At 72.8% G+C, this 11,918-nt stretch carries 12 protein-coding genes; 3 read left to right on the plus strand and 9 right to left on the minus strand.

Annotated elements, in window-relative coordinates; genetic code table 11:
* Positions 1 to 163: 163 nt before the first annotated feature.
* Positions 164 to 1,801, minus strand: a complete 1,638-nt coding sequence (locus ACZ5XZ_RS33965) for a solute symporter family protein (protein ID WP_468985245.1) — start codon at positions 1,799 to 1,801, stop codon at positions 164 to 166.
* A complete protein-coding gene (locus ACZ5XZ_RS33970; protein ID WP_468985248.1) occupies positions 1,798 to 2,142 on the minus strand; it encodes a DUF485 domain-containing protein in 345 nt (114 codons plus the stop codon). Before ACZ5XZ_RS33970 ends, ACZ5XZ_RS33965 begins: the two co-directional genes overlap by 4 nt.
* A gap of 221 nt (positions 2,143 to 2,363) precedes the next feature.
* Here ACZ5XZ_RS33970 and ACZ5XZ_RS33975 point away from each other — a divergent pair, with 221 nt between their 5' ends.
* On the plus strand, positions 2,364 to 2,561 hold the full coding sequence (locus tag ACZ5XZ_RS33975; RefSeq protein WP_468985251.1) for a hypothetical protein: 198 nt from the start codon (positions 2,364 to 2,366) through the stop codon (positions 2,559 to 2,561).
* Between the two features lie 197 nt (positions 2,562 to 2,758).
* The gene (locus tag ACZ5XZ_RS33980; protein ID WP_468985253.1) at positions 2,759 to 4,270 is read left to right on the plus strand and encodes a S8 family serine peptidase; all 1,512 of its coding nucleotides are present in this window, start codon (positions 2,759 to 2,761) and stop codon (positions 4,268 to 4,270) included.
* Between the two features lie 64 nt (positions 4,271 to 4,334).
* Here the strand turns inward: ACZ5XZ_RS33980 and ACZ5XZ_RS33985 are convergent, their stop codons facing one another.
* From ACZ5XZ_RS33985 to ACZ5XZ_RS34000, 4 genes are read right to left on the minus strand one after another with little or no spacing between them, the layout of a single operon-like run.
* On the minus strand, positions 4,335 to 5,546 hold the full coding sequence (locus ACZ5XZ_RS33985; protein WP_468985256.1) for a TIGR03086 family metal-binding protein: 1,212 nt from the start codon (positions 5,544 to 5,546) through the stop codon (positions 4,335 to 4,337).
* Positions 5,515 to 5,964, minus strand: a complete 450-nt coding sequence (locus tag ACZ5XZ_RS33990) for a helix-turn-helix domain-containing protein (RefSeq protein ID WP_468985258.1) — start codon at positions 5,962 to 5,964, stop codon at positions 5,515 to 5,517. The genes ACZ5XZ_RS33985 and ACZ5XZ_RS33990 overlap by 32 nt, the downstream gene beginning before the upstream one ends.
* Before the next feature lie 23 nt (positions 5,965 to 5,987).
* On the minus strand, positions 5,988 to 6,698 hold the full coding sequence (locus ACZ5XZ_RS33995) for a lysoplasmalogenase (RefSeq protein WP_468985261.1): 711 nt from the start codon (positions 6,696 to 6,698) through the stop codon (positions 5,988 to 5,990).
* A complete protein-coding gene (locus tag ACZ5XZ_RS34000) occupies positions 6,695 to 7,588 on the minus strand; it encodes a sterol desaturase family protein (RefSeq protein ID WP_468985263.1) in 894 nt (297 codons plus the stop codon). Before ACZ5XZ_RS34000 ends, ACZ5XZ_RS33995 begins: the two co-directional genes overlap by 4 nt.
* A gap of 151 nt (positions 7,589 to 7,739) precedes the next feature.
* Here ACZ5XZ_RS34000 and ACZ5XZ_RS34005 point away from each other — a divergent pair, with 151 nt between their 5' ends.
* On the plus strand, positions 7,740 to 8,465 hold the full coding sequence (locus ACZ5XZ_RS34005; protein WP_468985266.1) for a Type 1 glutamine amidotransferase-like domain-containing protein: 726 nt from the start codon (positions 7,740 to 7,742) through the stop codon (positions 8,463 to 8,465).
* 33 nt (positions 8,466 to 8,498) lie between these two features.
* Here the strand turns inward: ACZ5XZ_RS34005 and ACZ5XZ_RS34010 are convergent, their stop codons facing one another.
* Genes ACZ5XZ_RS34010 through ACZ5XZ_RS34020 form a run of 3 tightly spaced genes read right to left on the minus strand, consistent with a single transcriptional unit; the run spans position 8,499 to position 11,917 of the window.
* Positions 8,499 to 9,734, minus strand: coding sequence for an amidohydrolase family protein (locus ACZ5XZ_RS34010; RefSeq protein ID WP_468985269.1), 1,236 nt, complete (start codon positions 9,732 to 9,734; stop codon positions 8,499 to 8,501).
* Positions 9,731 to 11,014 carry an amidohydrolase family protein gene (locus tag ACZ5XZ_RS34015; RefSeq protein ID WP_468985271.1) on the minus strand — a complete coding sequence of 428 codons (1,284 nt, stop codon included), beginning with the start codon at positions 11,012 to 11,014 and terminating at the stop codon, positions 9,731 to 9,733. Before ACZ5XZ_RS34015 ends, ACZ5XZ_RS34010 begins: the two co-directional genes overlap by 4 nt.
* An 18-nt stretch (positions 11,015 to 11,032) precedes the next feature.
* The gene (locus ACZ5XZ_RS34020) at positions 11,033 to 11,917 is read right to left on the minus strand and encodes an SDR family NAD(P)-dependent oxidoreductase (RefSeq protein WP_468985274.1); all 885 of its coding nucleotides are present in this window, start codon (positions 11,915 to 11,917) and stop codon (positions 11,033 to 11,035) included.
* Between the last annotated feature and the right edge of the window lies 1 nt (position 11,918).

Below are 11,918 nucleotides of genomic sequence, written 5' to 3' on the forward strand. Positions count from 1 at the left end.
AACGCCGCACCGACGCTGGCCGGCGCGACCACCACCGCCACGTTCAACATCGGCACCCCCCCCCCCCCCCCCCCCCCCCCCCCCCCCCCCCCCCCCCCCCCCCCCCCCCCCCCCCCCCCCCCCCCCCCCCCCCCCCCCCCCCCCCCGGTCCTGTACGGACGACTCAGTGCGCCCCGGTCCCGGTCAGCGAGCGGACCTCCAGCTCGGCGTACTTCTTGACGTCCGGCTCCTCCTTGGACAGCAGCGAGCCCAGCCAGCCGAGCAGGAAGCCCAGCGGGATGGAGATCAGGCCCGGGTTCTCCAGCGGGAAGAAGCCGAAGTCCGCGCCGGGGAACATGGAGGTCTCCTTGCCGGAGACGACCGGTGAGAAGAGCACCAGGACGACGGAGGAGGTGAGGCCTCCGTAGATGGACCAGAGCGCGCCCTGGGTGGTGAACCGCTTCCAGAACAGGCTGTAGAGGATCGTCGGGAGGTTGGCCGAGGCGGCGACCGCGAAGGCGAGCGCCACCAGGCCGGCGACGTTCAGCCCGCGGGCGAAGACGCCCAGCCCGATGGCGACCGCGCCGATGCCGACGGTGGCCCAGCGGGCCGCGCCGACCTCCTCCTTCTCGGTGGCCTTGCCCCTGCGGATGACGTTGACGTACAGGTCGTGCGCGAAGGACGAGGACGAGGCGAGGGTCAGGCCGGCGACCACCGCGAGGATCGTGGCGAAGGCCACCGCGGAGATCACGGCGAGCAGGATGGCGCCGCCGGTGGAGCCGGCGCCGCCGCCGATCGCCTCCGCCAGGAGCGGCGCCGCGGTGTTGCCCGCCTTGTTGGAGACGGTGATCGTCTCGGGCTTGATGAGGGCGGCGGCGCCGAAGCCCAGCGCGATGGTCATCAGGTAGAAGACGCCGATGATGCCGATCGCCCAGTTCACGGACTTGCGGGCGGCCTTGGCGGTGGGGACGGTGTAGAAGCGGATGAGGATGTGTGGCAGGCCCGCGGTGCCCAGGACGAGCGCGATGCCCAGCGAGATGAAGTCGATCTTCGAGGTGGCGGTGGCACCGTACTTGAGGCCGGGCTCCAGGAATGCGGAGCCCTTGCCGCTGTTCTCCGCGGCGGCGCCGAGCAGCGCGGAGAGGTTGAAGTGGAACTTGAGCGCCACCAGGAACGTGATCAGCAGGGTGCCGGCGATCAGCAGGACCGCCTTGACCATCTGCACCCAGGTGGTGCCCTTCATGCCGCCGATGCTGACGTAGAGGATCATCACGATGCCGACGAGGACGACGACCAGGATCTTGCCGGCCTCGCTGGTGATGCCCAGCAGCAGGGTGACCAGGGCGCCGGCGCCCGCCATCTGGGCAAGCAGGTAGAAGATCGAGACGATGATGGTGGAGGTGCCCGCGGCCGTGCGGACCGGGCGCTGGCGCATCCGGTAGGCGAGGACGTCGCCCATGGTGAACCGGCCGGAGTTGCGCAGCGGTTCGGCGACCAGCAACAGCGCGACGAGCCAGGCGACGAGGAATCCGATGGAGTACAGGAAGCCGTCGTAGCCGAAGAGGGCGATGGCGCCGGCGATACCCAGGAAGGACGCGGCGGACATGTAGTCGCCGGAGATGGCCAGGCCGTTCTGGAAGCCGCTGAACTGCCGGCCGCCGGCGTAGAAGTCCTCCGCGCCCTTGGTCTGCCGGCCGGCCCAGACGGTGATGCCGAGGGTGGCGGCGACGAAGACCGCGAAGAGGGTGATGATCAGGGCGCGGTGCTCACCCGCGCCGCCGGCCGCGAGCTGGAGCGCGAGCGGCTGCTGGGTGAGGGTCATGCGCCGCCCTCCAGACGGGACTTGATGGCCTCGGCCTTGGGGTCGAGCTTGGTGGCGGCGTGCCGGGAGTACCACCAGGCGATGAGGAAGGTGGTCACGAACTGGGCGACGCCGAGGACGAAGGCGACGTTGACGTTGCCGAGGACCTTGATGGCCATGAAGCCGCCGGCGTAGCTCGACAGCAGTACGTACCCGAGGTACCAGGCGATGAAGGCGACGGTCAGCGGGAAGGCGAACGAGCGGCGTGCGCTGCGGAGTTCGTTGAATTCCGCGCTCGACTGCACCTGGATGTAGTCGGGCGGCTCATGCGTCCCCGGATCGGTGGTGGGTGCGGCGCTCACGGAATCTCCTGACGCGAGGGGGCGGCTGGTGCGGGCCGGCGCGCCGGGTCGGCACGGGGGACGGCCCGGTCGGCGTAAAGCCCGCGTAAGTGATGTTGATCACGCATGGTAGGGCCGCACCACCCGATCCGACAGAGGGGCGTTGGTTGAATCCCCGAGGAAAATCGGGGGAATGGCCGCGGCGACCGCCACCGCGCGCGGGGCGGTTCGTTGAGCCGGATGTGAACCCGCCGCCCCAGCAGGCCCCGCAGCCACCCGCTCCCCGCCGGCGCCCGTACGGCAGCGTCCGACTGCCGGTGCCGCTCACCGTCACCCCGTCGCGGCCGCGCCCGGAGGCCGCCCCGGCCGCGCGCCGCTGGTACGGCCCGCGGATCCCCCTGCCGCTGCTGAGCATCGCCACGCTGCGCCGCGGCGACTGACGGGGCGCCACGGCCGGCCGGGCCCCGCGGCCGAGCGCGAACCGGGGCCGGCAGGACATCAATTCACCACTCCTGACAGGTTTTCTCCCCGTTCCATTGCTGCGCGTCAGTGATCGCCGATAACTTCACGTCTCACTGCATCCGCCCGTGCGCAAACCCGCGTACGGGCGGTCTCACGGATGATGTGGAGAACCCCCATGGCACATCCCCGATCCAGACGCATGCGGGCGCTGGCCGTACCGCTCGGGCTGGCTCTGACGGCGTCCCTCGGCTTCCTGCCGAACGCGGCCACCGCCGCGCCCCAGGACTCCGCCCCGGCCGCCGCGCAGGCCGACGGCCCGCTGCTGTCGTACGTCGTGAACACCACGCCCGGCCATGCCACCGTCGGCAAGGTGGAGAAGGCGATAGCCAAGGCCGGCGGGAAGGTGATCGTCGCCCATGAGCAGATAGGCGTGATCGTCGTCCACTCGGCGAACCCGCAGTTCGCCGCCACCATACGGACGGTGCCGGGCGTGCAGACCGCCGGCGCCAGCCGCACCGCGCCCCTGAAGGCCTCGGGCACCACCGACGTCGGCAAGCCGCAGAAGATCGATCTGCCGAAGTCTCAGCTCAAGGCGGTCGGCAGCGCGGCGAAGGCGAACGGTCAGGAGCCGCTGGAGCCGCTGCAGTGGGACCTGCCCGCCATCAAGGCCGACAAGGCCGCGCAGGTGAACCCGGGCAGCAGGGACGTCACCGTCGCCGTCATCGACACCGGCGTGGACGACACCCACCCGGACCTGAAGGCCAACTTCTCCGCGAAGCAGTCCGCCAACTGCGTCGGCGGCGTGGCCGACACGTCCAAGGGGGCCTGGCGCCCCTGGGACCCCAGCAGCGACTACCACGGCACCCATGTCGCGGGCACGATCGCCGCGGCCCGCAACGGCACCGGCGTGGCCGGCGTCGCCCCGGGCGTGAAGGTCTCCGCGATCAAGGTCAGCGAGCCGGAGACGAGCCTGTTCTACGCCGAGAGCGTGGTCTGCGCCTTCGTCTTCGCGGCCGACCACGGGGTCGAGGTCACCAACAACAGCTACTACGTAGACCCGTGGATGTTCAACTGCAAGGATGACGCCGACCAGGCCGCCATCGTTGACGCGGTCGGCCGTGCGGCGAGCTACGCCCAGCGTAAGGGGGCGATCAACATCGCCGCCGCGGGCAACTCCGACCTCGATCTGGGAGCCGCCAAGCTCCCCGACGCCAGCAGCCCGAACGACTCCACCCCCGTCGAGCGCACCATCAACCCGAAGACCTGCTGGGATGTGCCCACCCAGCTTCCAGGCACGGTGACGGTCGCGGCGAGCGGTGTGCACAAGCTCAAGTCCGGCTACTCCAACTACGGGCTCGGCCAGATCGATGTGGCCGCACCGGGCGGCGACTCCAAGCAGGTTCCCGAGCTGCCCGCCAAGAACGGCAACATCCTCTCCACCATGCCGGGCGGCGACTGGGCCTACCTGGCCGGCACCTCCATGGCGTCCCCGCACGTCTCGGGCGTCGCCGCGCTGCTCAAGAGCGCCCACCCCAAGTCCAGCCCGCAGGAGCTGCAGTGGCTCCTCAAGCAGCAGGCGGACAACCCCGGCTGCCCCACGGGTGACGCGACCTGCACCGGCACCAAGCACGTCAACAGCCACTTCGGCTACGGCATCGTCGATGCCCTGGACGCGGTGAAGAAGTAACCGTGCGCCCTGCCCGGCACACCGGCCGACACGGTGTGCCGGGCGCTCCGGTTGGGCCGTCGCGTCAGCGGAGCCCGGCCGGGGGCCACTCGCGGCCGAGGAAGGCCGCGAGCCGGTCGGCGGCGGTGGCCCCGGGCGCGGCGGGGCGCTCGGGCGCGAACGATCCGCCCTCGGTGCGCGGCGCGGCCCCGTAGATCCGGTGCACCGCCGCCAGGGTCTCCTCGGCGACCTCCGGCGCGAGGCCGGTCGGGGCGCCCAGTGCCCTCGCCAAGTCCCAGCCGTGGGCGAGGAGTTCCACCACGACCTGCTGGACGATCATCGCGCCGGGTGCATCGTGGGGCCCGTAGCGGCGCTGCAGCATCCCGCTGCCGGTGAACGCGGCGAGGGCGGCGTGCGCCGCGTCCGCGAAGGCGGCGACATGGTCGTCGCCGAGGTGGTCGGCGGTGTGGTCGGTGCGCGGGGCGCCCTCGGCGATCGAGGCGGCCATCAGGTTCTCCCACACCATGTGGTCCAGCAGTTGGGCCACGCTCCAGTGCGCGCAAGGCGTCGGCAGCGCGAGGTCCGCCGGCCGTACGGCGGCCACCAGGGCGCCGACGTCGCGGGTCACCTGTGCGTAGGCGTACAGCACCCGTTGCGGGTCGGTCTCCTCGAACGCCGAGCGGTCGACCTCCAGCGGCCGGAGGTGGGCGCGCAGGGCCGCGGCCGTCCAGGTGCCCGCGGGGCCCCAGCCGGGCGGGGCGGGCCGGCCGGTGACCGCGCACAGCAGCTGCCAGTAGCGCTCGACGGACGGCTCGGCCGCGGTTTGCAGCTGCTCCAGCAGCCGGGCGCGGGCGGCCGGGCCGTCCTCGGTGGGCGCGCCGGCGACGTCGGCCTGGGTGGGGATCCAGGCGGCGACCAGCTCGGCGACGACGGGCCCGGCGGCCGGGGAGTCGGGGGCCAGGCCGGCCGCGACGGCCGCCTCGGCGCGCGCACGCATCAGCTCGGCGACGCGCACGGCGGCCGCTTCGGCTTCCGCGCCGCCGTCTTCCGGCGCGGTGCGCGCGCTGTACTCGGCCAGCCGGCGCAGCGCGGCCGGCAGCTCCGGCTCGCGGACCAGGGCGGCCAGTTCGACCCAGGCGCCGAGCTGGTCGGGGGTGGGCGCGTCGGGCAGGTCGGGGACGGCGGCCAGCAGACCGCTGCGATAGGCGGAGTCGGGTACGCCGTCGAGGGCGTCCGTCAGGAAGTCCGCGATGATCCGGCGGCGTTCACCGGCCGACAGGCGGGCGAGTTCGGTCATGTGGGGCAGCTCCTCTGCTGCGCTGTCCCGCTCGGCCACCGTGCGCAGCACGGCGCACTGCAGCCGCAGATGGGGGTCCCCCCTGCTCCTTAAGAGCTTGGGGGAGGATCTGCGCGTCCAGCGCGTCCGCCCACTGGGCCGCCGTCTCGGCGAGCGTGCGCTCACGCCGCAGTACGGACCGGATCGCCGCCGTCCCGATGCCCAGTTCGCGCAGGCTGCGCACGATCTCCAGGCGGGCCGGGGCGTCGCTGCCGTACAGCCGGTAGCCCGCGGGGGTGCGGGCGGCGGGCGGCAGCAGGCCCTGGTCGGACCAGTTCCGGATGGTCTTGACCGGGACGCCGGTCAGGCGCGCCAGCGCGCCGATGGTCAGTGGGCCTGCGCCGTCCTCGTACATGCCCTCCACTGTCGCGTCTCCCACGGGGGGAGACTCAAGTCCGCCGGCTAGGCGACGCCCGCCGCCGGGACGTCTGCCGAGTGCGGGGACGGGGGCCGCGGCGCCGTGGTGGCGGCGGATCGCAGGACGCCGGCGGTCAGCGCGCACTGGGCGGCGGTGTAGGTGGCCATGATCCAGAACTGGGGGGCGGGCAGCTGCGGCCAGTGGGCGATACCGCTGGCGATCAGGGTGTCGGAGAGCAGGAAGAGCAGTCCGCCGGCCGTGGCCCAGGGGCCCGCGCGCAGCGCCCCGAAGGCCATCGCGGTGAGCAGCAGGCTGTAACCGGCGACCGGGATCCGCAGCTCGGCCGGGAGGCCGGGCCACAGCAGGGCCACGGCCCCGACCAGCGCGGCGGCGTACGCGGCGGTGAGCGCGGCCGTGCGCCCCCGCCGCCCGGGGGCGGGCCCCGCTCCGTGGCGGGCGAACAGCAGCAGGTAGCACAGGTGCCCGGCGGCGAACGAGCCCATCCCCACCAGGAACAGGACGTCCCCGCCGATCTGCAGGAAGGTGTCGCCGCCGCAGCCGAACAGCAGCGCGCCGGCCAGCAGCGCGGGGCCGCCGCGCGCCAGGACGTAGCCGGCGAGCACCGGCATCAGCGCGGGCTTGGTGAGGTGCTCGACGGTGGCGGCTCCCGCGAGCAGCGCCCCGAGATGCACGACGGCCAGCGCGGCGAACGCCACGGACAGCGGCCGCAGGCCGCCCGGCCAGCGCGGCGTCACGTCACGGGCTCCTCGACCGGGGCGGGCGCCGTGCGGTCGGCCGGCGCGGCTTCCTGCCGCCCGGCCGGCTGCCAGCCCGGTCCGCGGAAGACCCGTCCGGCGCGCTCGCTCCAGCTGCCCGCGGCCCGTACGTCGCGGGCGATGGCGGCGTACTCGTGGGTGGCCACCCGTAGCGGGTTGTAGGTCTTGATGTTCTTGGTGAGGCCGTAGACGGGCCGCTCGGTCTCGGGGACGAACGAGCCGAACATCCGGTCCCAGATGATCAGGATCCCGCCGAAGTTGCGGTCCAGGTAGCCGCCCTGCGAGGCGTGGTGGACGCGGTGGTGGGAGGGCGTGTTGAGGACGAACTCGAAGGGCCGCGGCAGCTTGCCGACCCGCTCGGTGTGCACCCAGAACTGGTAGACCAGGTTGGCGCCGGAGGTGAAGGCGATCGCGGCCGGATGCACGCCGAGGGCGACCATCGGGACGTAGAACGGCCAGACGGTCCAGGTCGTCCAGGGCTGCCGCAGGGCCGTGGTGAGGTTGAACTTCTCGCTGGAGTGGTGCACCACATGGCAGGCCCACAGGATGCGGATGACGTGGTGGCCGCGGTGCGACCAGTAGTAGAAGAAGTCCTGGGCGAGCAGCATCAGCAGCAGCGTCCACCACAGCACCGGCACGCGCAGCGGGGTGAGTTCGTAGACCGCGGCGTAGATCGCCACGATGGGTATCTTCCACAGCGCGTCGAAGACGAGGCTGCCCAGCCCCATGCCGACGCTGGTGGCCGCGTCCTTGGCTTCGTAGCCGGCCGCGTCCTCGTCGGGATGCAGGCGGTAGCTCACCATCTCGACGACGGTGAGCAGGACAAAGGCGGGTACGGACCACAACACGACATCGGGCAGGTGCGGCATGCTCCGCACCATAAGGGCGGTGACAGGAGTGCCGCTAGGGGTTGTTACTCAGAAGTATGTGAGACGTGATGTCAGCTACCCGGCACGGCGTACCGCCGGTAGCTTGCCGTCCTGCCGCAGGCGCGGCCACGACGACGGAAGACGGAGCCCGATGACCACCGCACCCACCATCGCCCTGCTCGGCGGCGGCTTCTCCGACGATCCCGACACGCTCCTGGACGACTACGTACTGGCCGCCACCGGGCGGGCGCGGCCCCGGGTGTGCTTCGTGCCCACCGCGAGCGGCGACGCGCCGGGGTACATCGAGAAGTTCCACGCCGCGTTCGGCGCACGGGACTGCGAGGCGAGCCATCTGGAGCTGTTCCGGCGCACCGTGTCCGATCTGCGGGCGTTCGTCCTCGCGCAGGACGTCGTCTACGTCGGGGGCGGCAACACCGCCAACATGCTCGCCGTCTGGCGGCTGCACGGCCTGGACGCGGTGCTGCGCGAGGCGTACCGGGCCGGAGTGCTGCTGTGCGGCATCAGCGCGGGCGCGTGCTGCTGGTTCCAGAGCGCTTTCTCGGACTCCTTCGGCCCGCCGGCACCGCTCGCCGACGGGCTGGGACTGCTGCCCGGCAGCCTGTGTCCGCACTACGACAGCGAGCCCGGGCGCCGCCCCGGCTACCTGACGGCCGTCGGCGACCGTGCGCTTCCCGGAGGGTGGGCGGTCGACGACGGCGCCGCCGGGCTGTTCGCCCACGGCCGCCTCACGGAGGTCGTCGCCCGTACGCCCGGGGCAACCCTGCACCGGGTGCGCAGGGACGGGAACGGCTCGGTGGAGGAACTCCCCGAGGTCGCCCGGGTACTCGGCTCCTCGGCGGCCGCCGCGTCCGCCTGAGCCCGCCGCACCGCCTCGCGGCCGGACCGCGCCTCACCACACCCGCACCGAGCCGCCCGGGGCGAACGCCGGGCTGGTGGCGTCCGGGGGGATCTCTTCCAGGGGCACCGAGAGTTCGCCGTGCGTGGGGCCGACGCGGGCGGCTATCGGGGCGAGGCGGGTGAGGTCGAAGCCGTAGACCCGGGCGGCGTTGGTGCCGAGCATGGGGGCGATCTCGTCGGGGGGCAGGCCGGCGTAGGCGAGGCGGAGGGCCTCGCGGGAGTGCGGGTGGGTGCCCTCGTCATGGGGGTAGTCGCTGCCCCACATGATCTTGTCGAGGCCGATGCGGTGGCGGAGCGGGACCTCGTGGGGGCGCATGAAGCTGGCGCCCACGTAGCAGCACTCGCGCCAGACGCTGCCCGGCGAGGCTCCCATGCTCGCGGCCAGGCCGGCGCCGAACTTGGACTCGGCGGTGGCGGCCCGGGACGCGGCGGCCACCAGCCGGCCGTGGTAGTAGTCCAGCATGCCCAGGACGCCGGGGATCCAGCCGGAGCCCTGTTCGGTGAGGACCAGGCGCAGGCCCGGATGGCGGCGGAAGGCGCCGCCGAAGATCAGGTGCCACAGGGCGCGGTGCGAGAACCAGGTCGTCTCGACCATGAAGACGGCGCGGGCGGCGGGTTCGTCGCCGAGGGGCGGGGAGGCCGAGCCGCCGTGGTGGTTGACGGGGACCTCCAGCTCGGCGCAGACGGCCCACAGGGGGTCGTACACCTCGGAGTGGAGTTCGGGCAGGCCGGAGCCGGGTGGGGTGCCGGGGAGCAGGATGCCGCCGGTGAGGCCGGCCGCCTTGGTGCGGCGGACCTCCCGTACGGCCTCGTCGACATCGTTGAGGAGGATCTGGGCGACGCCGGCCCGGCGCCCCGGGGCGTCGGCGCAGAAGTCGGCGAGCCAGCGGTTGTGGGCGCGCAGGCCCGCCCAGCGCCGCTCGTACTCCGCGCGGGTGGGCGCCGGGGCCATCAGCGAGGCGCTGGGGAAGAACGGCGGGATGGTGTTGGGGAAGACGACCTCGGCGACGATGCCGTCGGCCTCCAGTTCCGCCAGCCGCAGGGCGGAGTTCCAGTTGCGGTCGGCGGTGTCGGCGAGCAGGTCCTCGTAGGGGTTCACGTAGGTGGCCGCCCACGCGTCGAAGGCGTCGTGGTGCTTGGCCTCCAAGTACGGCTTGTAGTCGAGGAGATCGGCGCCCGCGTGGCAGTCCGCCGAGATCACCGTGTAGCGGTCCTCGGAGGTGCTCACGGGGTCACCCCCAGGGTCGGGAAGTCCTGGCCGGTGAGCCAGTGCCGGCCCGCCTCGCGGGAGCGGGCCCAGGAGGCCTCCACGGCGCTCTGGTCGGCGTCCTGGCCGAGGTCGGCCGGGGTCGGGCCGATGCGGGCCGCGAGGGGTGCCAGGTGCTCGGTGTCGAAGCCGAAGACCTCGGCGGCGGCCAGGCCCAGCATCCGCCGGGTCTCGGCGACCGGGATGTCGTGGAAGGTGCCGCGCAGCCAGCCGCGGGTGTTGGGCCAGGTCCCTTCCGGATGCGGGAAGTCGCTGCCCCACAGGATGTTGTCGACGCCGATCTCGTAGCGCTGGGCGAGTTCGCGGCGTTTGGTGTTGGTGGCGCAGACGAAGACCTGCCGGTCGAGGTACTCGTGCGGAGGGCGCTTCAGCTCGGCGAACGGGGAGAGCTTCTTGCCGCCGTGCGCGCCCGAGTAGAGGCGGTCCATGAACCAGAGCAGGTTCGGCAGCCACCAGCAGCCCGACTCCGCGACCCCGAACCTGAGCCCGGGGTGGCGCTCGAAGACACCGGACCACAGCAGGAACCACAGGGGGCGGGCCGGCCACCATGTCACCTCGCTCACATAGATGCCCAGGTGGTCGCCGTACTCGTGGCGGGGCGCCGCGCCCGAGTGCGTCACGACCGGCATCCCGCATTCGGCGGCCGCCGCCCACACGGGGTCGTAGCGCCGCGCGTGGTACGGCTCGTTGTCGACCCACATGGACGGGATCATCAGGGCGCCGAGCCCCGACTCCTTGGCCCGGTGCACCTCGGCGACGACCTTCGCCGGGTCGGCGGTGATGGGCAGCAGCGCGACGCCGCAGTGCCGTTCGGGGTGGTGGGAGACGAAGTCGGCGAGCCAGCGGTTGTGCGCCTGGGCGCCGGCCATGCCGAGTTCGGGGTCCTGGTCGCCGGAGAGGCCGAGGCCCACCCCGAAGGGCGCGGCGGTCCGGCTGTCGACGGCGTCCGCGTCGGGGAAGACGACCTCGGCGGCCACCCCGTCGCCGTCGAGCTCCTTGAGGCGCTGTGCGGTGTCCCAGCCGCCGCGCAGGCCCTCCTCGTTGTCCTCGAACCACTTGGCGGCGAACGCGTCGTTGCGGATGCCCAGGCGGGTCGCCTCCGCGCGGCGGGCGTCCCGCTCACCGAGGAACGCGTCGAAGGCGCGGTGGAAACGGCGCTCCAGATAGGGCCGGTACTCCTCGGTGGGCAGTCCGGCATGGCAGTCGGAGGAGATGATCAGGTACGGGTCCTGGTTGCTCATGCTTACGTCCCTCGGTCCTCAGTCGAGTATGAAGCTCTCCAGATACGCCGGGTTCGCCCGGTCCAGCATCGACCGCGACCGGGCCCGGATCTGCCGGTCGCTGTGCTCGCTGTCGGGCAGCAGCCAGAAGCGGTCCGCGGCGATGCCGTCGGCGACCAGGTCCGCGACCTGCTCGACCGGGGTGAACTCGACCTCCTGCCCGGCCTCCTTCATCGCGGCCTCCCACTGGTCGAGGCTGCGGTAGGGGGTCTTGCGTGGCCGCTGCTTGGCGTACCGGTCGGGGCGGTTGCGGTGCGACTCCCACAGTCCGGTCCGCAGCATGTGCGGACCGGGAAAGAGCACCGAGGCACCCACCCGTGCCCGCTCGGCCCTCAGATGCGCGTACAGGGACTCCGTCATCGTCACGACGGCGGCCTTGGTGACCGCGTACACGGAGGCGGTGGGCAGCGGGGCGATGCCGCCGTCCGCCGACGAGGTGTTGACGACATGGCCCGGCTCCCCGCCCGCGATCATGCGGGGGACGAACGCCTGGACGCCGTGGAAGACGCCCCACACGTTGACCGCGAACGCCCACTTCCAGTCGTTGGGTTCGTGCTGCCACATGCGGCCCTCGGCGCCGGAGCCGACGCCCGCGTTGTTGCACAGCACATGGCAGGCGCCGAACGTGGCGTAGGTGTCCTCGGCCAGCGCCAAGACCTGGTCGCGCTCCCCCACGTCGACCACGCGCGCGTGCACGGTCGCCCCGCCCGCCCGCAGCCCGTCGGCCGCGCTCTCCAGGGCGCCCTTCTCGACGTCGGCGAGCACCACCTTCAGGCCGTCGGCGGCGAACCGCCGGGCCATGGCGAGCCCGACGCCGCTCGCCGCGCCGGTGACGACGGCGACCTGCCCCGGTCGCAGCTCCATG

The organism is Streptomyces sp. NPDC033270 (assembly GCF_055576575.1).

What these genes read in the sequence shown, in the direction of transcription:
- ACZ5XZ_RS33965 (WP_468985245.1), bottom strand. Translation starts at nt 1,801, where the DNA reads ATGACCCTCACCCAGCAGCCGCTCGCGCTCCAGCTCGCGGCCGGCGGC.
- ACZ5XZ_RS33980 (WP_468985253.1), top strand. Translation starts at nt 2,759, where the DNA reads ATGGCACATCCCCGATCCAGACGCATGCGGGCGCTGGCCGTACCGCTC.
- ACZ5XZ_RS33985 (WP_468985256.1), bottom strand. Translation starts at nt 5,546, where the DNA reads ATGACCGAACTCGCCCGCCTGTCGGCCGGTGAACGCCGCCGGATCATC.
- ACZ5XZ_RS34000 (WP_468985263.1), bottom strand. Translation starts at nt 7,588, where the DNA reads ATGCCGCACCTGCCCGATGTCGTGTTGTGGTCCGTACCCGCCTTTGTC.
- ACZ5XZ_RS34005 (WP_468985266.1), top strand. Translation starts at nt 7,740, where the DNA reads ATGACCACCGCACCCACCATCGCCCTGCTCGGCGGCGGCTTCTCCGAC.
- ACZ5XZ_RS34015 (WP_468985271.1), bottom strand. Translation starts at nt 11,014, where the DNA reads ATGAGCAACCAGGACCCGTACCTGATCATCTCCTCCGACTGCCATGCC.
- ACZ5XZ_RS34020 (WP_468985274.1), bottom strand. Translation starts at nt 11,917, where the DNA reads ATGGAGCTGCGACCGGGGCAGGTCGCCGTCGTCACCGGCGCGGCGAGC.